The following is a 22367-nucleotide window of genomic DNA, read 5'->3' as shown; positions in this document are numbered from 1 at the left end:
ATTTAACCAACCTGAAAGCCGTGACCAAATAACTTCTTGCTGCGTTGTATTCCTCCATAAAAAGATACAAGCCTAAAATCCGTGTAGCTTATATCCCTTACGATACACAGGGCGCAAAGAGACGTCCTTCTCTTCCACCGTCGAAAAAATTTATAAAAAAACTTGACCGAAATATTTAAAATGTGAAAGCAAACTGCTGACCAATAAACACCACTATTCCAGCAAATGAGAGGTAAGGTCCGAAAGAAATAGTGAGGTTATTTTTATTTAAATTATTTAACGCGAAATAGCCGATAATACCGCCTAGCGCAGCGATTAATTCCAGCGAGGGTAATGCCTGCCAGCCGCACCAGGCGCCTAACGCCGCCAGCAGCTTAAAATCACCGTATCCCAGCCCTTCGCGTCCGGTGCACAGGCGAAACGCCCAGTAGAGCAGCCAAAGCGACAGATAGCCGGCCACCGCGCCAAACAGGGCGTCGCGTAAGGGCAACGACGTTCCCATAGCATGGATTAATAACCCCGCCCACAGCAGCGGCTGCGTCAGGCAGTCCGGCAGCAGCTGGTGCTGCCAGTCGATCATCGCCAGAGGCAGTAAAAATGCGGCCAACAGCCACAGGGCGAGCAGCGTCTCGAGGTTGGGCATACACCAGGCGGTGACGCCAAAAAACAGCCCGCTAAAAAGTTCGACCAACCATACGCTGAGAGGAATAGCGCTGCCGCACCGGCTGCAGCGACCGCGCAGGCAAAGCCAGCTGACCAGCGGGATATTCTCCCAGACGGCAAGCCTGTGCTGGCACGCCGGGCAGTGCGAGGCCGGAAAGAGCAAATTACCGCTCCCCTCCTCCTCCATCACCATGCCCGGAACGCGATCCGCAACCACGCCCAGGAAACTGCCGATGATTGCCCCGAAGACGCCGCTCATGACGGCGAACCCGGCGGGATAGCTCTCCCTGACAAGCATCAGGGCGTTCATACCACTTTTTTCCAGGTCAGCTGGATCTCCGCTTTCACGTCGCTAAGGTGGTCCACCGGCGTGAGGTTCATCTTCTCCAGCCTGACCCCGGATGCCAGGTTCATCTCCCGCAGCCAGTTTTTTAATTCATAAACGTTGACCCGATTCACCACGAACGCCAGCGTCTGACCATCCTGACGCACGTCGGTCAGCGTTAAATTAATCTCATGTGCGCTATTTTCAACGACGCTGCGGGGATTATCGGTTTTCACCTGCATTACCGGGAGGTGGTTTTTATCAATTTCCGCCTCCATCCAGCTTAATGTTTCCGTTTGTCGCTTAAGGGTCATTTGGCTATTTTTAATCATATTATCCAGGGGAAGCATCCCACCGTAATAAATTGCGGCACAGCACAGCGCCGCAGCACACGCTTTTAATATGGTTTTTTCTCGCGCACTGTAATTCTGATAACGCGCCTTGAGCTGCAACACTTTCTCTTTCATTTATATTTCCCTGCGATCATAGCGGTATAAGGCGCGTCCTTCGAAATTGGCTGCAACGATAATTCAAAGTTCGGACTGGCCTGGCGAATAAATTCCTGTAATGCCTGCGCGTTTTGGGCACTCACGCTCAGGGTTAACGCGCCCTCGGCGCTATCAAATTCAAACAGATTAATTTCCATTGCCGGAACCGACTGTCTGGCCTTTTCAAGCTCATCAAGCTGGAGGAACACGCCTTTAGCCTGTTTCTTCATGTTCTGGCCAAAGTGATATTTGATGTTGGTCTGATGGCGCATGCTGGGGAAATGGTGCTGGTAAACCTGCACGATTTCCTGCTGGACCTGATTTTCCTGTTGAACCAGCATCCAGGCCATCGCAATGCGCGGCCCCAGCAGCAGGCCGAGAGACAACAGACCCGCCGTCACCATCGCCGCCTTCAGGCCTTTGGCTGCCCGACCGTTCCCCGCCTTCGGGCTAAATTCACCGTGCAGCACGTTGACGCGACAGCCCTGCCACCGGGGCTGGATGAGTACCAGCGGATGCTGCCAGGGGTGCAGGACGTCCACGCTGACGCCGTCCGGCGCATCGCCATAGCAGCACACTTCACCTCCACCCGCTTTGTGCATCAGCAGCGGCAGCAGGCTCGCCTCCATTTCCCCGGCGGTATGCGGGGATAAACGCAGCCAGTAGCTCTCATCCTGCGCGACAAGCGTGCTGCCGCCAGCCGTCACCGGCAGCAGCCAGGCATCCGGTAGCGCCTGAATGACTTTTAGCCCGGCCTCCTGAAGACGGTTTAACCAGCCGCGTAGGACGCTGGCGTCGATCGCGACGGCATCGACCTCGGCGCCCTTTTTGTTGAGCACCGTCCAGTGAAGGTTATCAACGTCGCCAATCAGCGTCTCCTCGGCCATCCACGAGAACGCCATCGCCTGCGAGGCCACTTTTTTCGGCAGCGTAAAGTGGCGAAAGATCATATTGCTGGCGGGCAGCAGTAAACAGACGCGGGCGGCAAGCGGGTGGTCCGCCAGCGCGTCGAGGTTCTCAAGCACGCCAACCTGCTGGCTGCCGGACTCACACCACATTATTTTCCCGCCCTCGCGGCTGTCGGGACGAACAAAAAGGACCTGTTTCATAGCGTTCTACTTTTCTTATTCACTCATTCGGTAACGACGTTGCCACGTCACGATCTCACCCGCTTCGTTACTGACCTGAAGCTGGCTCACCACGCGAAGCGTTAATTCATCGGTATTGCCGGTGTAGTTCACGCGGAAGTAGCGGCTATTGATCGATAACAGCTCGGCCACCTGCGGAAGTTCATCTTTTAACTGCGGGAAGGTCTGCTCCAGCACCTTGCTGAAGGTTTCCATATCCTCCCAGCCCCCTTCCGGACGCGCATCAATCAGGCGAACGGCATCATCTTCGGTGAGTTTTCCCGGGAACAGGGCGGCCAGTAAGGCGGCCTGCTCCGGTTTCAGGGTATTCACATCCACCTTGCTGGCGGTGTCCGGTAATGCACATAACAGCTTGCTCACCTTCGGGTAAGCGGCAGCCGGAAACGCAGGCAGCTGCCTGATCTCGGCAAGCGTTCGCATCATCTGATTCGCCGGCTGCCGGGCGGGCACCACGCCTGCCCAGGCATCCGTCTCCGCGCCCTCTTTCGCCGTCGTGGTATCGCCGTCGAGATAATCCACCAGCTGGAGATAGACCTCTTCTGCCGCGGCATGGCTTACGCCGCTGTCGGTCAGAAGCTGTTCAACAATCTGCTGCTTGCGCGGTTTTTCCACGACGGCAGGCGCATCAGGCGCCTTCGCTGTTTTCTCAGCGGCCAGCAGGTTGTTGACGTTAAAGCAGTTCTGCGCGTCCTCAACCTGGCTCACCACCGTATAATCCTCGCCCTGGGTTTCCAGCGGCTGGTGCCAGTCGCCATCGGGCGCGAGCGCTTTGCTTTCGCCGCTGGCGTCGTTTTGCAGCCGATCCTTGACCACCTTCTCCTGCGCCTGCATCGCCCAGCGAAGCTGCTGCTGGCTGACCTGATAATAGGTTTTCTGCAGGTTGCGGCAGAACTGCTGGCTGATTTTGGCGGCCAGCGCCGACATCATGACCAGCAGGATCAGCACCACCAGCAGGGCAACGCCTTTCTGTTTCTTTAACTGGCTCATGGCTTCACTTCCGGCGTCAGCGGCGGCGCGGGCGTGGCCTCCGGCGCTGGCGCAGCGGCCTCAGGCAGATCGCCCGGTGTGGTAAACACCCAGCGCCAGGTATCGCCGTTTTTCATGGTCAACGTCATCTCTACGCCGTCCGGCAGATGGGCCGGATCGCTCCAGCTTTTCTGCCAGCCCTGGCGGTAAAAGCGCCACTCCAGCGATTTCACGTCGCTGACAATCGGCACGTCGTCGGGTCTGGCGTCCGCCGGGCCGTCAATCATCGGCCAGACGTCGCGAAACAGCCGCCCCTCTTCAAGCCGCCAGCGCACGCGCTCCAGCTGCACCGTGCCGCTCACGCCGTTCAGCGTGGTTAACTCAACGGCATCGTCGCTCTCGCGAAACAGATCCGGCTCGTTGCGCGGCGCGCGCGCCTGCAGCTGGTAGAAATCACGCTCCATCAGGCTCCAGGCGCGCTGCAGCTGGTTAAGCTTTGCCGCGCTGGCATCGGTGGCTGAACTGGTGCGCATCGCGCCGTCCAGAATTTGCCAGGCCAGGGTGCTGATCACCGCAAAGATGGTCAGCGCAATCATGATCTCCAGCAGGGTAAATCCGCGCTGGCGTCGGGTGTTCTTCACTTGCTTTCTCCCGGCGGAATGATCTCCAGCGAAATAACCGGCTGGCTTTCATCGCCTTCCGCATACACGCGGATCGCATTCGCCCAGCCGTTGTGAGCGGTTTTAACCCGCTGCTTGCGCCAGTCCCAGCTGCGCCCGCCCATGATTTCGGTTCCCTGCTGCTCTGCATCCGGGAAATCGGTTTTCGTGAGCTGCGCTTCTGCCAGCTGGTTCTCGGCTACCCAGCTCGCCTGCAGCGTATCTGCCAGACCGTGGGTAAACCGCACGTTCAGGGAGACCGAGTTCATCAGCGCCAGCGCGGCGGTGGAGAAGATCACCAGCGCGACCATCACCTCCAGCAGGGTCATGCCCGTTTGCTTAGCCTTGCCTTTAGCCATCGTTCTCTACCGATACCGGGGCCGCGCCCTGCGACACCACGCGGAAATGGTGCTGTTTGTCGTAGCTTTGCAGCGTGAGCGTAAAGCGGCTGATTTCACCGTCCGGCAAAAAGAGCACCTGCGGCTCGGACGCCACCGTGGCGGCAAGACGCTGGGGCGAGAGCGAAACGTGCATCTCCTCCGGGAAATCACCTTTAGTGGTAATGCGGCCCGCGGATAACGGCGCCCAGCGGCGCTCGCCGTTTTTATCCTCGAGCGTCACCAACTGATAGCTATTCGTTGTGATGACCAGCCCCACGATATTCCCGTCCATTACCGCACGGTCTGAACCATAATCAACGAGGGCTTTCAATTGCTGGCCAAATATATCCGCACCGCTGCGCGAGGGTATTGTTGACACCACCATCATGGCGCAGCTGGCAAATATCACCAGCGCCAGAATAATTTCCAGCAACGTAAAGCCGCGTTGATGTTTCATTATTTCTCGTTCTTATCTAAAGACCAGTTCGTAATATCGTCGGCGGTATTAGCTTCACCGTCCGGACCGGCAGAGAATACGTCTACGGCACCGTGTTCACCCGGACTGACCAGAATGTAATCCCCGCCCCACGGGTCCTGCGGCAGGCGGCGGATATAGCCGTCGGCGCGGTAGCCGTTCGGAATAGGCGCGATCTCAGGCTTGGTCACCAGCGCCTGCATCCCCTGTTCGGTGGTCGGGTAGCGGTGGTTATCCAGCTTGTACATATCCAGCGAGCCTTCGAGCGCGACAATATCGCTGGTCGCTTTTTGCGTATCCGCTTTTTCTTTATTGCCCATTAAGTTTGGCACCACCATACTCGCTAAAACGCCGAGAATAACGATCACCACCATTAATTCGAGCAGCGTGAAGCCCGCCTGGCGAGCCAGGTGTTTTCTTTTTATAGCCATGATTTAACCTACCATATTATTAAGTTGCAGAAGCGGTTGTAATATTGACAGCACGATGAATAAAACAATCGTCGCCATGGAGACCACCAGCGCCGGTTCAAATACTGACAGCGTTAACGTAATGCGATGTTGTAATGCCGATTCCTGGTTTTCCGCCGCGCGGTCCATTAAATTGCCTAATTCCCCGCTCTCTTCGCCAGAGGCAATCATGTACAGCATGGTCGGCGGGAATAACTTCGCCTGCTCCAGCGCCGCGTAAAGCGATGCCCCCTGGCGCACGGTATCCGCGGCCTGCTCCAGCACCTGCCGGGCGTAGAGGTTTTCGATACCGTCCATCGCGATATACATCCCCTCCAGCAGCGGCACGCTGCTAGCCTGCAGAATGCTCAGGGTGCGGATGTAGCGGGCGCTGTTGATGGCGCACCCCAGCTTTTTAATCGGCGAACCGTTTACCAGCCAGCGGTTCCAGCGAAAACGGTTTTTGGCATTTCTGAGCCAGGTTTTGAAACCGACAAACCCACCGCCAAGGATGCCCACAATATAAATGCCGTACGCCTGCAGGAAATCGCTCACCGCAATCAGCGTGCGGGTGGTGATCGGCAGCTGCTGCTTCATGTGGGTGAACTGCTCGATCACCTGCGGCACCACCGCCACCAGCAGAATGCTGATCACCGCGATAGCGACCACGGTTAACGTAATCGGGTAGACCATCGCCTGCGTCAGCTTGCTTTTCATCTTCTGGCGCTGCTCGTTGTACTCCGCCAGCTTCTCCAGCACATCGCCGAGATGGCCGGTCTTTTCCCCGGCCATTACCAGCGTGCAGTAGAGCTTGTCGAAGGTACGCGGAAACTGGCTGAAGGCGTCAAAGAGCGTGTGCCCTTCCACCACCTTCTCGCGGATTTCCACGACCATTGCCGCCAGCTTTTTGTCTTCGGTCTGCTTTGAGATCGCCTTCAGCGCGCTCTCCAGCGGCAGCGCGGCGTTGACCAGCGTCGAGAGCTGGCGGGTAAACATCGACAGCACCGGCGTGGAGAGCTTTGCCCCGGTCTTTGCCTTACCGGACGCCGCCGCCTCGCGGGTTTCGGTGATGCTGACGGGCATTAGCTTTTGCTCGCGAAGCATCTGGCGAACCTGCTTTTGCCCCTCGGCCTGCAGGGTGCCGCGCTGGGTTTTGCCCGCCGCGTCCGTCGCCGTCCAGGCGTAGAAGGCCATTACGCATCCCCCCCGCGCTCGGCGGTAACGCGCATCACCTCTTCCAGAGAGGTTACGCCGCTAATCACCTTCAGCAGCCCGTTTTCACGCAGGCTGTAGGCCTGCTTAAAGAGCTGCGTTTCGATGGACATTTCGTCCTTATCTTCATGAATGGCGCGGCGCATGGTGCTGTCCACCACCAGGAATTCATGGATACCGGCGCGGCCCTGATAGCCGCTCTGGCGGCAGTGCTCGCAGCCCACCGCGCGATAGATCGCTTTGGGCGGTGCGTCCATAAAGCTGAACAGCGCTTTTTCATTGGCGTCCAGCGGACTGGTGGTACGGCAGTGGCTACACAGCCGACGCACCAGACGCTGGGCAATGACACCGAGCAACGATGAACCGATTAAAAAGGACTCCAGCCCCATATCCCGCAGGCGGGTTATCGCCCCTGCGGCGCTGTTGGTGTGCAGCGTAGACATGACCAGGTGACCGGTGAGCGACGCCTGCACCGCAATTTGCGCGGTTTCACCGTCACGGATTTCCCCGATCATCACCACGTCCGGGTCCTGACGCAGAATGGCGCGCAGCCCGCGGGCAAAGGTCATGTCCACGCGCGGGTTAACCTGCGTCTGCCCCACCCCTTCCAGCTCGTATTCAATCGGGTCTTCAACGGTCAGGATGTTGCGCTCGTGGCCGTTCAGCGCCGAAAGAATGGCGTACAGGGTGGTACTTTTACCGGAACCTGTCGGCCCGGTGACCAGGATGATGCCGTGCGGGCGGTCAATCAGCCCTTTTAACTTCTCCAGCTCTTCATCAATCAGGCCCAGCTTGTTGATGTCGGGCTTCAGGTTGCTTTTGTCGAGCAGGCGCATGACCACGCGCTCGCCGTACTGGGACGGAATGGTCGACACGCGAACGTCGATCGCCTTGCGGCCAATGCGCAGGGAGATGCGGCCATCCTGCGGCAGACGCTTTTCGGCGATGTCGAGTTTTGACATCACCTTGATGCGCGACACCAGCAGCGGCGCGAGCTTACGCGCCGGCTGCAGCACCGGGCGCAGCACGCCGTCAACGCGAAAACGGATGCTCAGCGTGCGCTCGAAGGTTTCAATATGGATATCCGACGCGCCGTCTTTCACCGCTTCGCCGAGAATGGCGTTGATCAGGCGGATCACCGGGGAGTTTTCGTCGTTATCGAGCAGATCCTCGTTGTCCGGGATCTCCTCGGTTAACGCCATCAGATCGATATCCGCGTCCATGTCGTCCACCAGCTGCTGCGACACGCCGCTGCTCTGCTGCCAGATTTTGGCCAGCAGCTCGTCAAAGGCTTCCGGCGCCAGGGTGACCGGGACGAACGCGCGTCCCAGCACCCGGCGCACCTCCAGCAGTGCAGATGCCGGGGTATCTTCACGGATATAGACGTCATTGTTGTAAAACAGAACGCCGTTATCTTTTGCGTAGCTGCTGCTGCACAGCGCTTTACTCAGTTCGTCCACGTTTGCCCCTCCGCCTTACTGTTTGAACGGATTGCGTGACGCGCTGGCGCTGGTTTTCACCGGTGCGGCGCTGGCGTCGACGGGGAACGCGGGCAGAACGGCGTTATCCGCTGGCTCAATAATGCCGAGCTTTTTCTCTTCCACGCGCTGCTGCTGGCGGGCGCGGATCTGATCGTATTTCTCTTTCGACGCCGCGCTGTAGTTGTCGTCGTCGCGCAGGACGGTGGTATGGATAAACACCATCAGGTTACGCTTGGACGAATCCTGCGAGGTGTAGCGGAACAGCTGGCCGACCAGCGGGATATCGCCGAGCAGAGGCACTTTGGAAACCGACTGCTTGGTCACGTTTTCCATCAGGCCGCCGAGCACCACCGTCTGCCCGCTGTGCACCATCACTTCGTTATTGATGGTGCGCGTGTTGAAGGTTGGGCCGAGGCTGGCGTCTTCCGTGGCGCTGTTGTCAACGCTGGAGACTTCCTGCTCAATCTTCAGGTGGATCATGTCGCCGTCGTTAATCTGCGGCACAATTTTCAGCTTGGTACCGACGGTCTTACGCTCCACGGAGTTAAAGACGTTGTCGCCGCTGGTGGTCTGGGAGCCGGACAGTACCGGCACGTCCTGCCCAACGTTAAACGACGCCTCTTTGTTATCCAGCGTCACGACGCTCGGCGTAGAAAGAATGTCGTTTTTGCCGTCGGTGGAGAGCGCGGTCATCAGCGCGCCAAAGTCGCCGTTGAAGAAACCGGTCGCCAGGCCGGTGAAGCTGGCCCCTTTCATTGTGCCGTTCTTAATCTGGCTGATAGGCAGGCCGGTTGAGCCGAACTGCACGCCGCCGTGCTTGCCGGTCCACTGCACGCCGAGATCCAGGCCGTTACCGTCCTGCACTTCAGCAATGATCGCTTCCACCAGCACCTGCGGACGACGGATGTCGAGCTTGTCGATCACCTTCTCAAGCGAGTTCATCACGTTAGGCTGGGCGGTGATCACCAGCGAGTTGGTCGACTCGTCGGCGGTAATGTTCAGATCCGTCGAGGCGCTCGCGGTTTTCGCCTTTGCGGTACCCGGCTTGTCCTTCAGCTGTTCGCCAATCCCGGTCAGTACCGGCACCACCTTCGTGGCGCTGGCGTATTTGAGGTAGAAGACGCGGGTATTCCCCTCGTTGTTCTGCTCGCGATCCAGCTGATGGATCAGGGAGCGGGTACGCATGCGCGCATCCTCCGAGCCGCTGATCACCAGGCTATTGGTTTCGTCATCCGCCACCACTTTGGTCGCCAGCTGCGGCGCGTTCTGCCCCTTCTGCTCTTCGTTGTTGAGGTTGTTCAACATGTCAGAGAGATCTTTGGCCGATGCAAAGCGCAGCGGCACGATTTCGCGGCGCTGGATGCCGTCTTTATCCACGCGCTGCACCAGATCCACCAGGCGGTTCACCACCGAGGCTTTACCGGTCAACAGCAGCACGTTGGAAGGCTCGAAGTGCACCACGTTACCGATGCCGGTGGCGTCGTTGAGCTGGCGCAGCAGCGGGGCCAGTTCGCGCACCGGCACGTTCTCCATGCGCACGACGCGGGTGATGATCTCATCGCCCTTGCCCGGATTTTTGCTGTCGGCCAGCGGCGCGCCCGCGGTGCGGGCCACGCTTGAGCGCACCACTTTGACCATGCCGTTATCCATCGGGATCACCGACAGGCCGTACAGGTCCAGCACGCTCAGGAAGAACTGGTAGTACTCATCTTCCGTCAGCACGTTGTAGGTTCGCACCGACACCGAGCCCTGAACGGACGGGTCGACGAGAATGGTTTTGTTAAGGTTGCGGCCTACCGTATCGATAAACTCGCGAATATCGGTATTTTTAAAGCTCGCGCTAAAGTTGGCTGCAAGCAGCGAACTGGAATATAACGACAATGCGGTCAGCGCCACGCACGCCCAGGGAAATTTCTTCATGTCTGTACACTTGTTAATTGTTTAGAACATTAACCCGAATATTTTCCAGGTGAGCGTGGCGCCTGACGACGACCTCCGCTTCTTTCATTTTTGACCAGCTGGCAATAACGCTTTTTGCATCGCCCTCATTGGTCATATCGACAGAGTTCACTTTTACAGCCACGTCACCTTTTTGCAGCCCTGAATGGCTAAAGAAGGAGGAGGCATTCCTTGGATTAATGTTGTAGCCTTCCAGCTGGCCTTTTTCGATTAGCGGTTTTAACACCAGATAATCATCCAGATGCAAACTGTCCGCGCCTGCATCTTTCGTCGATTTGGCTACCGGGCCGCTATCAACGCCGCCCTTAAAATAGTCGGGTTTATTTAACGCCAGCACCTGCGTAGCGCCTTCGTAATTAACCACCACGTTGTCTTTGTTAATTTCCTGAATAAAGGCGTCGTTAAAACCGGTCAGCGCCTCGCCCTCGCGATAGCTTTTTTGACCGCCCGGCGTTTTGATGACCGCAAAGGACAACCACGCGTCATCGCTGCTCACGATCCCTTCGATTTCCGCCGCCAGCGGGGCTTTTACCGCCGTCGGAACGTTGTCCTGGCGAACTGCTGCGGTAAAAAGCGTGAATGTCTTTTCATCACGGCGGTTTTTAAGCGGCTGCTCATCTGAATTAGCCAACTTATTCGTAACTTTTTTATACTCTTTAAACGTCAGATACCCTTGCTGGCCGCAAAAAATTAACAGCACAAACATAATGCAAGGCGTTATCCACCGTGACAGAAATGAGAACCTCATTTTTCATCTGGCCTTTAGCAAAGCGAAAATAAGCAGCGTCGTACTGCGCCAATAGGTGTGAAAATAGTAATTATCTGGCGCAAATACGACCACTGACTTTGCCACTAACTTTAATAAAGAAAAATATTGACCGTATAAAATCCAGATGTTAGACCCTGAGAGCAGGATATTTTTACCCTGTACGTAAATTGACCCTTAAGTAGCGTTGCCTTACTTTCTCGTCCTGTTGCTATTCCTAATCAGAGACGGTAAGTCGTTATGTATCAGAGCCACTTCAATTTTAAAAACCCGCCCTTTCGGAAGATAACCCGCCTGTCCGGGGATTTTCTGGTGCCTTATCATCAGGACGTGTTCAACCTGCTGAAAGAGAAAACGCAGCAGGCGGGAATTATGGGGCTCTTTAGCGACGACGCCCAGCTGCTGGCCCAGCTCAGCGAGGGGCTGAAGTCCGGCACCGGTTCCGTGCTCGCCATCAATGCGTTTCCAAAACTGAGCGCCAGTAGCCTGCTGTACAAGCTCAGCCCGGGAACGAAAGAGAGCAAGAACCGTATGCAGGCGGTTGATGCCGTGCTGCGTCAGTGGCAGGAAGGGAAAGCAAAAGCCAAAGTGTTGGCGATCGCCCATACCGAAGCGATGAAAGACAGCTGCCGGGAAGTGCTGGCGATGCTGCTCACCCGCGCTCAGGAGCTGGACTTCCGCCTGTCCGTCGTGCTGATGGGCGCGGCGGCTCAGGATGCGGTGCTGATGCAGCAGCCTGAACTGCGCGAATACATTCATACGCATCACGTTATACGCCCCCTGACCTGTCGCGAAACGCTCGACTACGTGCAGGCGCAGTGCGAAGAGCATGGGTGCGAGACGTCGCCCTTAACGCCGGCCCGCGTGCGTAAAATGCATGCCCTGACAAAAGGGAATATCGGCAGGCTGAACGAACTGGCGCACCTGTCACTGCTGGCGGCATGGACAGAGCGCGCCGCTCAGGTTAGCCCTCGTCATTTGCGCCTGGCGGCAGGTGAGATCCTGCCGGCGAAAAAACACGGTAAGCGCCTGGCAGCCGTGGGATTGTTCGCATCGGTGCTGTTCGCCGCCTGCGGCTGGTATTTGACCGCCTCTGTTAATGCACGCCTTCCGGTTCAACTCCCGGTTCCCGTCAGCTGGAAGCAGCAGACGCCAAAAGTTCAGGCACCTGCTGTGCCGGTTATCGATAATGAGATGGTGAATCAGCCGGACGCCATGCACCAGCTGTATCTGATGTGGGGCTATGACGCGTCGGCGGAAGATGCCCTGTGCCAGAACGCCGCTAAGGTCAACCTGATGTGTAAACAGGGCAACGCCGCACCGGATGCCCTGGCGCATGAGGGCTATCCGTGGGTCAGCGAGCTGAGAACCGGCAATCACCTTAACTACGCCGTGGTCGCCCGCGTGGGGGATACGTCTCTCGATCTGCTGATGAACAACCGCACCTGGCAGGTGAGCCGCAGCTGGTTCAACCAGCATGCCACCGGAAACTACACGCAATTGCACCGGCTGACGCCGGAAGGCAAAGACGCCATTAGCGCCGCCAGCAACGCAAAAGATCTGGGCTGGCTCGACCAGCAGTTAAGCCAGGCGCTGGCCGAGCCTGAAACGCATTCACAAACCTGGACCGCAGAGATGATGAAACGCACGCGTGAGTTCCAGCAAAAAATGAATCTGCACGTGGACGGAATTCCGGGCGAGGATACGCTGATGCAGCTGATGCGTGAAACCAACACCACGCCGAGCGTATTGATCCAGGCCTCCCGTGCGACTCCGGACGTGAAAAAGCAGGAGAAGCATTCCTAATGTCTACCATCTGTCTTGCGGCCCAGCGCAGCTACACTTCCGGGGAGGCGGTCTGGTTTTCGTACCGCGTCCCGCGCCTGAAAAACGTTCTCGGCAAAAGCCTTTTATGGATGCTGGGGCTCTGCGCCATGCTGATGGCGGGGCTGTATGCGCATATTTACTGGAACCTGCGCCACCCTGCCCCCGTGCCGGTAAAAGTGAGCGTGGCCAAACCGGACACGCAGCTGTCGGATATGCATTATGTGTACGTGAGTAAACCGTTCCCGCATCCGCACCCGAAACCCGCCCCGGTGCAGATGCCCGCTGACGTGCCGGCCATGCAGGATCTGCCGATTAACAGCGACGATTCCGACTGGCAGCAGGCCCCCGATAGCGCAGTTCCGCACGATACGTCGCGGGATACCTTGCCCGGCACCGAGGCGCATGAAGATGCCCGCGACGGGGCAGGCAATGACGATTCATCGCTAACCGCGTTATTTAAGCAGGCGTTAAAGGAACAAGAGCAGGATTATTCTCAAGGCAAAATTCCCGCGCCGCCCGTAGACGAAACGCAGGATAATTCGCAAAACAGTGTTCTACATAAAGATAATGTGCGGTCTCCGTTATCGATAAAAGGAGACCGGCTGGAGTAATCAATATTTTTCTGGCAGCGCGGTGAGATTAAGAAGTCGACCTTTTTCCACCACAATATATTGCCCTTTCTTTAGATCGGAGAGGATTTTAATAATGGTGCTGCGAGCCAGGTTAGTGTATTCCTGAATATAATCATAGATGTTGATATCACGCTGATGATGAACAATCAGATCGTTAATTTCGTACAGGAATTCGCGCACGACGGCGTAGGCGCTGCGGGCAACCAGGACATCATCACGCTTGCTCAGCATGCAAACATACCAGGAAAGCACTTTGGTCAGTTCAGGCCACAGATTATGCTCGGTCAACATCTGGACGAAGGTCTCTTTTTTGATGGAGCGAACAACCGTGTTAGCGCGCACGAGGCCGTACATATGCGTTGAGCTGTAATACATAGAAGAGAGGCCAAAGACGCACGACCCTTGCGTGGTGAACATGCAGAGTTCGTCCGATTCACGGCGGAACTCAACTTCACCGCTGACAATAATATGGATATATTGTGAATCACTGGTCGAAATTTTTTGCCATTTTTTTAACGTCTTCTCTTCAAAACCTGACGTTGCAGCAATAATCGCGTTCATTTCATTTTGCGGACGTAATTTTTTTGCATAGATGCTTAACATTGTTATACCCGATTTAAGATGTGAAATTTAAAAGACAGAATTTAGGCGAGCGGGCCTGAATCCCTGAATATTTTCCTGATGAAAACATTAAAGAGAAAAATAAAATCAGCGTTTTTTAAATTTGTTTGCTTCATTACTTAGCAAGCTATGTGTCCATCTTAAATCCGGATAATTTTAAGTCAATTAACTAAAAATGAATTGAGTTTTTACTTAAGATTAATCTTAACGAAAATAGCCTAAAAATACTCATTCGGGGGTAACCGAAGGATTACCCCTGCCCGTATTTTTCTAACAGCGCTTCTGCAATCGCCAGGGTTTCAACATCCGCGACGCCGCTCCACACCGCGGGCCGGAAGTGCATCTGGAATGCGGTTATCACCCTCTTCTGCTGCTGCTCCGTCGCGTTGTCGGGCACCTCGTAGCCATAGCGCATCAGCAGATCGAGCAATGCTGCGCGGTCTACCTCCTGATAGCGTGGGCGTCCGTTGATATAGAAATTCACGCGATCGGCATCAGGCCAGGCCCCGATCCCCTGCTGGGCCAGCGCCTGCCAGGGAAACAGCGGGCCGGGATCGTCCTTACGCTGCGGGGCGATATCGGAATGCGCCACCACGTTCTGCGGCTTAATGTCGTAGCGGGCAATAATGTCCTTCGCCAGCGGAACCAGCGCCGCAATCTGCTCTCCCTCGAAAGGGGTAAATGTTTTCACGCCATCGCGCTTTTGCCAGCCGCGGTTTTCCAGCTCAATGCCCACAGAGGTATCGTTGATGCGGTTGGTGCCGCGCCAGAAGCTGATGCCCGCGTGCCAGGCCAGTTCGCTCTCCGGCACCAGCTGCCAGATGCGCGGTTTTCCATCCGGCGCGGGGGGAATGGCGGGGATTAAATAGTGGGAACTGACGTTTTTGTCCGTCAGGGTTGCCAGCGAGCTGTCGAAATCATCGGCGGTGTAGTGGATCACCAGCACCTTTATACGCGGGTACGCCGCCTGCGCCTGATGCCGGGTATCCAGCTCGTAGGCACCTTTATCAACGACGCCTTTTTCCGAGGCGCACCCTGCCAGCAGCAACGCCAGCAGGAGTGTGGAAAGCGGACGCTTCATCGACGGGTTTTCACCGCCGTACCGCTAACGCTTACCATCAGCATGCTGGCATCTTTGCCCACGGTTTCGTAGTCGATATCGATCCCGACAACGGCATCGGCGCCCAGGGCTTGGCCTGCTCGCCCAGCTCCTTAAAAGCAATTTCTCGTGCTTTGCGCAGCTCTTTCTCGTACGCGCCAGAGCGACCGCCGACGATGTCGCGGATGCCGGCAAAAAAGTCGCGGAAGATGTTAGCACCCAGAATCGCTTCACCGGTGACCACGCCGCAGTATTCGGTAATCGGCTGCCCTTCCAGGGTCGGGGTAGTTGAAAATTGCATACTTTATCTCCTTCTTTAGCGTTCAATGCCTTAGCAACAGCATTATCGGTTCGTTACGCTATGATTGAAAGGATAGTTAACAAATAAGGAAATCAACATGCGCTACTCTGCTTTAACGCTTTTAGTGCCCTGTGCGCTGGTGCTCAGCGCCTGCACCACCCCGGTCACGCCAGCCTTTAAGGATATCGGCACCCGCAGCGGCCCCTGCATTGAGGGCGGCCCGGATACCGTGGCGCAGCAGTTCTATGATTATCGCATTCAGCACCGCGGCAACGATCTCACCGGCCTGCGTCCGTACCTGAGCGACGGGCTGGCAAAGCTGCTGAACGATGCCTCGCGCGATCCGCAGCATAACGCGCTGCTGAAGTCCGATCCGTTCTCCAGTCGCACCACGCTGCCAGACACCGCAGACGTTGCCAGCGCGTCCACTATCCCGAACACCGACGCGCGGAACATTCCCCTGCGCGTGAAGCTGACCCAGGGCAGCCAGTCCTGGCAGGATGAAGTGCTGATGATCCGCGAAGGCAAGTGCTGGGCCGTCGACGACGTACGCTACATCGGTGGCAGCGTACATGCCCCGGCAGGCACGCTTCGCCAGTCGATTGAGAATCGCTAAAACAGCCGTTTAAAAAGCGTAAACCCCGTAAAATGTGCGGCATTTCATGCGGAATGCCGACATTTATACTCGCCGCCTTTGGCCTTCGCTATTTTGTGCTATGTTTAGTGAGTATGACGGGTTATATTTAACTTTTAACGCAGAAATATTGCATAACTATTCTGTCAACGGTACTATCTGCGGCCTCAATTGCTATAGATTGCCTGGATGAGTAAAGACTGCCCCGATGAGTATTAAACTAAACGGCATTAACTGCTTCTACGGCGCACACCAGGCGCTGTTCGACATCACGCTGAGCTGCCCGGAGGGCGAAACGCTGGTTTTGCTCGGCCCAAGCGGCGCGGGCAAAAGCTCCCTTCTGCGTGTCCTTAATCTGCTTGAAATGCCCCGCTCGGGCACGCTGGCGATTGCCGGTAACCATTTTGATTTTGCGAAAACGCCGTCTGATAAAGCGATTCGTGAACTGCGTCAAAACGTCGGCATGGTTTTTCAGCAATACAATCTTTGGCCGCACCTGACCGTCCTGCAAAACCTGATTGAAGCGCCCTGCCGCGTGCTCGGTTTAAGCAAGGACCAGGCGATGGCGCGCGCCGAAAAGCTGCTGGAACGTCTGCGCCTGAAGCCCTACAGCGATCGCTATCCTTTACACCTCTCCGGCGGCCAGCAGCAGCGCGTGGCGATTGCCCGTGCGCTGATGATGGAGCCTGCGGTGCTGCTGTTTGATGAGCCAACCGCGGCGCTGGACCCGGAAATCACCGCCCAGATCGTGAGCATCATTCGCGAGCTGGCGGAAACCAACATTACTCAGGTCATCGTAACCCACGAAGTGGAAGTGGCGCGTAAAACCGCCAGCCGCGTGGTTTACATGGAAAACGGGTATATCGTCGAGCAAGGTGACGCGAGCTGCTTCACCAGCCCGCAAACCGATGCGTTTAAAAATTACTTATCTCACTGATGTGTTAGGGAAAATGATAATGAAAAAAGTATTGATTGCCGCGCTGCTTGCTAGCGTCAGCCTTTCCGCTACCGCAGCCCAGACCATTCGTTTCGCCACCGAAGCGTCTTATCCTCCGTTTGAATCCATCGATGCGAACAACAAGATTGTTGGCTTCGACGTAGACCTGGCTAACGCCCTGTGTAAAGAGATCGACGCGACCTGTACCTTCAGCAACCAGGCGTTCGACAGCCTGATCCCGAGCCTGAAGTTCCGCCGCATCGACGCCGTCATGGCCGGTATGGACATCACCCCCGAGCGTGAAAAGCAGGTGCTGTTCTCTACCCCTTACTACGACAACTCCGCCCTGTTCATCGGTCAGAAAGGCAAGTTCACTTCCATCGACCAGCTGAAAGGCAAGAAAGTGGGCGTGCAGAACGGCACCACGCATCAGAAATTCATCATGGATAAACACCCGGAAATCACCACCGTTCCGTACGACAGCTACCAGAATGCGAAGCTGGACCTGCAGAACGGCCGTATCGACGGCGTGTTTGGTGATACCGCGGTGGTCACTGAATGGCTGAAAGCCAACGACAAGCTGGCGCCAGTCGGCGATAAAGTGACCGATAAAGCCTACTTCGGCACCGGCCTGGGCATCGCCGTGCGTCAGGGCAACACCGAGCTGCAGCAGAAATTCAACGCTGCGCTGGAAAAAGTGAAGAAAGACGGCACCTACGAAACCATCTACCAAAAATGGTTCCAGAAGTAATTCCTGATGAATGAAATTTTTCCTTTAGCAAGCGCCGCCGGTATGACCGTCGGCCTTGCCGTTTGTGCACTGATCATCGGCCTCGTGCTGGCGATGTTCTTTGCGGTGTGGGAATCGGCTAAATGGTTCCCCGTCGCATGGACGGGCTCCGCGCTGGTGGCCGTGCTGCGTGGGCTGCCGGAAATTCTGGTGGTCCTGTTTATCTATTTCGGTTCCTCTCAGCTGCTGTTAACGCTGTCGGACGGCTTTACCATTAATCTTGGGTTTGCGCAGATCCCGGTGCAGATGCAGATTGAAAACTTCGACGTCAGCCCGTTCCTGTGCGGCGTGATTGCCCTCTCCCTGCTCTACTCTGCCTATGCGTCACAAACGCTGCGCGGCGCGCTAAAGGCGGTTCCGCAGGGGCAGTGGGAGTCCGGCCAGGCGCTCGGCATGTCGAAAGCGGCGATCTTTTTCCGCCTGGTGATGCCGCAGATGTGGCGTCACGCCCTGCCGGGGCTGGGCAACCAGTGGCTGGTGCTGCTGAAGGACACCGCGCTGGTGAGCCTCATCAGCGTGAACGATTTAATGCTGCAGACCAAAAGTATCGCCACCCGTACCCAGGAGCCGTTTACCTGGTACATCGTGGCGGCGGCTATCTACCTGGTGATCACGTTGCTGAGTCAGTACATCCTCAAACGCATCGACCTGCGCGCAACGCGTTTTGAACGGAGACCGGGCTGATGCTTGACTACTTACCCGAGCTGATGAAGGGGCTGCACACCAGCCTGACGCTGACCGTGGCGTCTATCGTGGTGGCGCTGATCCTGGCCCTGATTTTCACCATCATCCTGACGCTGAAAACGCCGGTGCTGGTGTGGATCGTGCGCGCCTATATCACCCTGTTTACCGGCACGCCGCTGCTGGTACAGATCTTCCTGATTTACTACGGCCCGGGCCAGTTCCCGTCGCTGCAGGAGTATCCGGTTATCTGGCACCTGCTCTCCGAGCCGTGGCTCTGCGCCCTGATTGCGCTCTCATTGAACAGTGCGGCCTATACCACCCAGCTGTTCTATGGTGCGATCCGCGCCATCCCTGAAGGCCAGTGGCAGTCCTGCGGGGCGCTCGGCATGAGCAAGAAAGACACGCTGGCGATTCTGCTGCCGTACGCCTTTAAGCGCGCGCTCTCCTCGTATTCCAACGAGGTGGTGCTGGTGTTCAAGAGTACCTCTCTGGCCTACACCATCACCCTGATGGAAGTGATGGGCCACGGGCAGCTGCTCTATGGACGCACTTACGACGTGATGGTGTTCGGTGCGGCGGGTCTGGTGTATCTGGTGGTCAACGGTCTGCTGACGCTGATGATGCGTCTGATCGAGCGCAGAGCGTTAGCGTTTGAGCGCAGATCGTAGGCCGGGTAAGCGCAGCGCCACCCGGCAAGAACTGCATAAATGTGATTAATCAATGCGGGTAACCTTTTGGTTATCCGTTTTTTTTTGCAATTAAAATAATATTTAATCATTTATATTGCATATAAATTCAATTACTGGCATTGTTTTTCCATAAGACTTACAGACGGGAGTATGACAATGAAAAAGTTAGTTCTGGCCGCATTACTGGCAACCTTCGCCGCTGGCGCATCCGCAGCAGACAAAATCAACTTCGGCGTTTCCGCCACCTATCCGCCGTTTGAATCGCTGGATGCCAGCAACCAGATCGTCGGTTTCGATATCGATCTGGCGAAAGCGCTATGTACGCAGATGCAGGCCGACTGCACCTTTACCAACCATGCCTTTGACAGCCTGATCCCGTCGCTCAAATTCAAAAAATACGACGCGGTGATTTCCGGTATGGACATCACGCCTGAGCGCAGCAAGCAGGTTTCCTTTACCGACCCGTACTACGCCAACTCTGCGGTGGTGATTGCGAAAAAAGGGGCTTATACCTCTTTCGATCAGCTGAAAGGCAAACGCATCGGGATGGAAAACGGTACCACGCACCAGAAATACCTGCAGGACAAGCATCCTGAAGTGAAAACCGTGGCCTATGACAGCTACCAGAACGCGATTATTGACCTGAAAAATGGCCGTATCGACGGCGTATTCGGCGACACCGCCGTGGTGAACGAGTGGCTGAAAACCAATCCGCAGCTGGGGACCGCAACCGAGAAGGTGACCGATCCGCAGTACTTTGGCACGGGCCTCGGCATCGCGGTGCGTCCGGATAACAAGGCCCTGCTGGAAAAACTGAACGGCGCGCTGAAGGCGATTAAAGCCGACGGTACGTATCAGAAAATCAGCGACCAGTGGTTCCCGCAGTAAATCTCTTTTGCCGGGTGACGGCTTCGCCTTACCCGGCCTACGCGGGGGGTTGTAGGCCGGGTAAGCGCAGCGCCACCCGGCAATCTCTCAAAGTGGCACGAAAAATCTGAACCTCGCCCCGCTCACCGATTCCATCAGCCCGATCCCACCGCCGTGTAGCTCCAGCATTCGCTTAACGATTAACAGCCCCAGCCCGCCGCGATTCTCACGCGATGCCTGGGTATTCAACGCCGAAGGCCGCTGGAACAGATCGTCGCGCAGCGAAGCCTCCACGCCCGTTCCGCTGTCTGCCACCTCGACCTGCAGCCGTTCATTCTCCTGCCAGACCGCCAGACGTATTTCCCCGCCCGCTGGCGTGTGGCGCATCGCGTTATCGAGCAGGTTGGTCACTACGCGTTCGATCATCGACACATCGGCGTTCACCAGCGGCAGCGGTCCCGGCACGTCAATATGCAGATTTACTTCACGCGTGCGGGCGGTTAATTCAAACTTTTGCGCCACGTCGGAGATCAGTTCCCCCATCGCGAAGCGCTCGCGCTGCGGTTTAATACCGCCGTGCTCAAGGCGCGCCAGCTCAAACAGCTGCTGGGACAGGTGCCGCACCTTCTGCCCCTGACGCAGCGCGGTGGCGAGATACTGCTGATGCTCCTGCGGCGTGAGGGTGGCGGATTTCAGCGACAAGGTTTCCAGATAGCCCAGCAGCGAGGTCAGCGGCGTGCGCAGGTCGTGCGAAATATTGGCAATAAACTCCCGGCGCTGGCGGTCGCTGTCGGCCAGCCGATCCCACTGGGAGGTGATTTTGCGCGCCAGCTCGATGAAACTGTTCCGCAGCATCGCCACTTCGTCGTTGACGGCAGGCTCCAGCGGCTCGGCTGCCAGCCGTTTAATGGCGCTCATGCTGTCCTGCTCCAGCCCGGCGACCTCCATCGTCAGGTGCTTCACCGGACGCGTCACCCAGTACCAAATCAGCATTCCTGCGAGCAGTCCAAACAGGGCGACCCACAGCAGTGACCACAGCACCGTACTCCAGAGCGCCTTGTGCCAGGCCATCTCCGCCAGCGCGTTCGACTCTTCGCCCTGCAAAATAATGTACAGGTAGCCTTTTAGCTCGCCGTCCTGCCGCAGCGGCGTGGCGCTGAAGACCTTTTTATTCTGACTGCGGGGATCGTCGCCCAGTATCGGTATGGCAGTGCCGCTCAGGAAGGTCTGAATCGGCGCAAGGTCGATCCTTTGCCGCTGAATATGGCCCGGCGGCGCGGCATCGGCCAGGATCTCGCCGTCGGGGGAAACGACGTACAGCTCGACGCTCGGATTGAAGGTCATCAGCCGATCGAACAGGGGCTTCAGCGCGCGGCGATCGACCCTGCCCTGCGCGTCCAGAATAGGTTCCCGCTGCACGATCTGCTGCGCCAGCCCGCCCGACAGCCGCTGCACCATCGCGTTGCCGTACTGCATGCTGGTGTAAAGCTGCACCGCGCAGGCCACGGTGGCGCAGAGCATCATCAGCAGAATAAACAGCAGCGTCAGCCGCTGGCTGAGGCTAAAGCGGCGCATCATGATTCTGCTCCGCAAATTTATAGCCCTTGCCCCAGACGGTGCGAATGATTTCCGGCTCGGCGGCATCCTTCTCAATCTTGATGCGCAGGCGGTTAATGTGGGTGTTGACGGTGTGCTCATAGCCTTCGTGCTGATATCCCCAGACCTGCTCCAGCAGCGCAAGCCGCGAGAAAACGTCGCCGGGATGACGAGCGAAGAAGTACAGCAGCTCGAACTCGCGCGGCGTGAGATCGATGTCCTGACCGTTAAGGCGTACCACGCGGGCCAGCGGGTCGATCGTCAGGCCGTGCGCCTGAATCAGCCCCGAGGTTTGCGCCTGCCCCATCGCCTGCTGGCGGCGAAACAGCGCTTTGATGCGGGCGATCAGCTCCTGCACCGAGAACGGCTTGGCGAGGTAGTCATCGGCACCGGTTTCCAGCCCGGTTATGCGGTCGGTTTCGCTGCTGCGGGCGCTGATGATGATCACCGGCAGATAGCGGGTCATCTGGCGGATGCGGCGACAAATCTCCAGCCCGTCAACGTTAGGCAGCATCAGGTCGAGGATCGCCGCATCCCACGGCTGGGACTCCAGACGCTGTAACGCCTTAGCCCCGTCGGGTTCGTGGGTAATGCTGTAGCCTTCATCTTCTAAATTAAGACGCAGAAGCGCCGCGATATCGTGGTCGTCTTCCACCAGCAGGATCTGCTTCATGGGTAAGCCTTTATTCAGTTCTTATGACGTAAGCTTACCCGATTTT

General features: G+C 56.9%; 24 protein-coding genes and 1 pseudogene. 8 read left to right on the top strand and 17 right to left on the bottom strand.

The genetic code is table 11. The features are described from left to right. Nucleotides 1-175: 175 nt before the first annotated feature. Genes VPX56_RS07845 through gspC form a run of 12 tightly spaced genes read right to left on the bottom strand, consistent with a single transcriptional unit; the run spans nt 176 to nt 10911 of the window. Entirely contained in the window at nt 176-973 is a 798-nt protein-coding gene (locus VPX56_RS07845; RefSeq protein ID WP_326470943.1) for a prepilin peptidase, read from the bottom strand. Beyond that, complete coding sequence (locus tag VPX56_RS07840; RefSeq protein ID WP_263609133.1) at nt 970-1455, bottom strand: type II secretion system protein M; 486 nt, start codon at nt 1453-1455, stop codon at nt 970-972. Before VPX56_RS07840 ends, VPX56_RS07845 begins: the two co-directional genes overlap by 4 nt. Continuing rightward, entirely contained in the window at nt 1452-2585 is a 1134-nt protein-coding gene (gene gspL / locus VPX56_RS07835) for a type II secretion system protein GspL (RefSeq protein WP_326470941.1), read from the bottom strand. The genes VPX56_RS07840 and gspL overlap by 4 nt, the downstream gene beginning before the upstream one ends. 15 nt (nt 2586-2600) lie before the next feature. Next, the gene (gene gspK / locus VPX56_RS07830; protein ID WP_326470939.1) at nt 2601-3611 is read right to left on the bottom strand and encodes a type II secretion system minor pseudopilin GspK; all 1011 of its coding nucleotides are present in this window, start codon (nt 3609-3611) and stop codon (nt 2601-2603) included. Further along, entirely contained in the window at nt 3608-4231 is a 624-nt protein-coding gene (gene gspJ, locus VPX56_RS07825) for a type II secretion system minor pseudopilin GspJ (protein ID WP_326470937.1), read from the bottom strand. Before gspJ ends, gspK begins: the two co-directional genes overlap by 4 nt. Then, nucleotides 4228-4608, bottom strand: a complete 381-nt coding sequence (gspI, locus tag VPX56_RS07820; protein ID WP_326470935.1) for a type II secretion system minor pseudopilin GspI — start codon at nt 4606-4608, stop codon at nt 4228-4230. Before gspI ends, gspJ begins: the two co-directional genes overlap by 4 nt. Further along, the gene (gene gspH / locus VPX56_RS07815; protein ID WP_326470934.1) at nt 4601-5086 is read right to left on the bottom strand and encodes a type II secretion system minor pseudopilin GspH; all 486 of its coding nucleotides are present in this window, start codon (nt 5084-5086) and stop codon (nt 4601-4603) included. The genes gspI and gspH overlap by 8 nt, the downstream gene beginning before the upstream one ends. Further along, entirely contained in the window at nt 5086-5535 is a 450-nt protein-coding gene (gspG, locus tag VPX56_RS07810; protein WP_326470932.1) for a type II secretion system major pseudopilin GspG, read from the bottom strand. Before gspG ends, gspH begins: the two co-directional genes overlap by 1 nt. Nucleotides 5536-5538: 3 nt before the next feature. Further along, nucleotides 5539-6747 (bottom strand): type II secretion system inner membrane protein GspF, encoded by a 1209-nt coding sequence (gene gspF / locus VPX56_RS07805; protein WP_326470930.1) that lies wholly within the window; start codon nt 6745-6747, stop codon nt 5539-5541. Beyond that, nucleotides 6747-8225, bottom strand: a complete 1479-nt coding sequence (gspE, locus tag VPX56_RS07800; protein ID WP_263609126.1) for a type II secretion system ATPase GspE — start codon at nt 8223-8225, stop codon at nt 6747-6749. Before gspE ends, gspF begins: the two co-directional genes overlap by 1 nt. Before the next feature lie 15 nt (nt 8226-8240). Then, nucleotides 8241-10166, bottom strand: coding sequence for a type II secretion system secretin GspD (gene gspD, locus VPX56_RS07795; protein ID WP_263609125.1), 1926 nt, complete (start codon nt 10164-10166; stop codon nt 8241-8243). A 13-nt stretch (nt 10167-10179) separates the two neighbouring features. Continuing rightward, on the bottom strand, nt 10180-10911 hold the full coding sequence (gene gspC / locus VPX56_RS07790) for a type II secretion system protein GspC (protein WP_131632863.1): 732 nt from the start codon (nt 10909-10911) through the stop codon (nt 10180-10182). Nucleotides 10912-11211: 300 nt separating this feature from the next. Between gspC and VPX56_RS07785 the strand changes: the two genes are divergently transcribed. Further along, entirely contained in the window at nt 11212-12777 is a 1566-nt protein-coding gene (locus tag VPX56_RS07785) for an ExeA family protein (protein WP_326470924.1), read from the top strand. Beyond that, nucleotides 12777-13409: a hypothetical protein gene (locus tag VPX56_RS07780; RefSeq protein ID WP_326470922.1), complete on the top strand. Its 633-nt coding sequence runs from the start codon at nt 12777-12779 to the stop codon at nt 13407-13409. The genes VPX56_RS07785 and VPX56_RS07780 overlap by 1 nt, the downstream gene beginning before the upstream one ends. Here the strand turns inward: VPX56_RS07780 and VPX56_RS07775 are convergent, their stop codons facing one another. From VPX56_RS07775 to VPX56_RS07765, 3 genes and pseudogenes are all read right to left on the bottom strand, one after another. Further along, nucleotides 13410-14033, bottom strand: a complete 624-nt coding sequence (locus tag VPX56_RS07775; RefSeq protein WP_263609121.1) for a helix-turn-helix domain-containing protein — start codon at nt 14031-14033, stop codon at nt 13410-13412. A gap of 268 nt (nt 14034-14301) precedes the next feature. Beyond that, nucleotides 14302-15132: an N-acetylmuramoyl-L-alanine amidase gene (locus VPX56_RS07770; RefSeq protein WP_326470919.1), complete on the bottom strand. Its 831-nt coding sequence runs from the start codon at nt 15130-15132 to the stop codon at nt 14302-14304. Next, nucleotides 15129-15451: pseudogene (locus tag VPX56_RS07765) on the bottom strand (heavy metal-binding domain-containing protein). Before VPX56_RS07765 ends, VPX56_RS07770 begins: the two are co-directional and overlap by 4 nt. 97 nt (nt 15452-15548) lie before the next feature. On the opposite strand from VPX56_RS07765, the gene VPX56_RS07760 reads away from it, so the two are divergent. From VPX56_RS07760 to artJ, 6 genes are all read left to right on the top strand, one after another. Then, a complete protein-coding gene (locus VPX56_RS07760) occupies nt 15549-16067 on the top strand; it encodes a lipoprotein (protein ID WP_326470917.1) in 519 nt (172 codons plus the stop codon). Nucleotides 16068-16293: 226 nt separating this feature from the next. After that, on the top strand, nt 16294-17022 hold the full coding sequence (artP, locus tag VPX56_RS07755; RefSeq protein WP_263609118.1) for an arginine ABC transporter ATP-binding protein ArtP: 729 nt from the start codon (nt 16294-16296) through the stop codon (nt 17020-17022). Between the two features lie 19 nt (nt 17023-17041). Then, nucleotides 17042-17773: an arginine ABC transporter substrate-binding protein ArtI gene (gene artI / locus VPX56_RS07750; RefSeq protein WP_125914173.1), complete on the top strand. Its 732-nt coding sequence runs from the start codon at nt 17042-17044 to the stop codon at nt 17771-17773. Nucleotides 17774-17779: 6 nt separating this feature from the next. Further along, nucleotides 17780-18496 (top strand): arginine ABC transporter permease ArtQ, encoded by a 717-nt coding sequence (gene artQ / locus VPX56_RS07745; RefSeq protein WP_326470910.1) that lies wholly within the window; start codon nt 17780-17782, stop codon nt 18494-18496. Beyond that, the gene (artM, locus tag VPX56_RS07740; RefSeq protein WP_006174318.1) at nt 18496-19164 is read left to right on the top strand and encodes an arginine ABC transporter permease ArtM; all 669 of its coding nucleotides are present in this window, start codon (nt 18496-18498) and stop codon (nt 19162-19164) included. Before artQ ends, artM begins: the two co-directional genes overlap by 1 nt. 177 nt (nt 19165-19341) lie before the next feature. Beyond that, nucleotides 19342-20073: an arginine ABC transporter substrate-binding protein ArtJ gene (gene artJ / locus VPX56_RS07735; RefSeq protein ID WP_326470907.1), complete on the top strand. Its 732-nt coding sequence runs from the start codon at nt 19342-19344 to the stop codon at nt 20071-20073. An 87-nt stretch (nt 20074-20160) separates the two neighbouring features. On the opposite strand, the gene VPX56_RS07730 is transcribed toward artJ, so the two are convergent. After that, entirely contained in the window at nt 20161-21630 is a 1470-nt protein-coding gene (locus VPX56_RS07730) for a sensor histidine kinase (RefSeq protein WP_326470905.1), read from the bottom strand. Beyond that, nucleotides 21614-22321 carry a response regulator transcription factor gene (locus VPX56_RS07725; RefSeq protein ID WP_326470903.1) on the bottom strand — a complete coding sequence of 236 codons (708 nt, stop codon included), beginning with the start codon at nt 22319-22321 and terminating at the stop codon, nt 21614-21616. The genes VPX56_RS07730 and VPX56_RS07725 overlap by 17 nt, the downstream gene beginning before the upstream one ends. Nucleotides 22322-22367: the final 46 nt, after the last annotated feature.

This window comes from Enterobacter wuhouensis, assembly GCF_035835995.1.
Classification (GTDB): Bacteria; Pseudomonadota; Gammaproteobacteria; order Enterobacterales; family Enterobacteriaceae; genus Enterobacter; species Enterobacter wuhouensis.
This window is presented reverse-complemented; position numbering and strand designations above follow the sequence as displayed.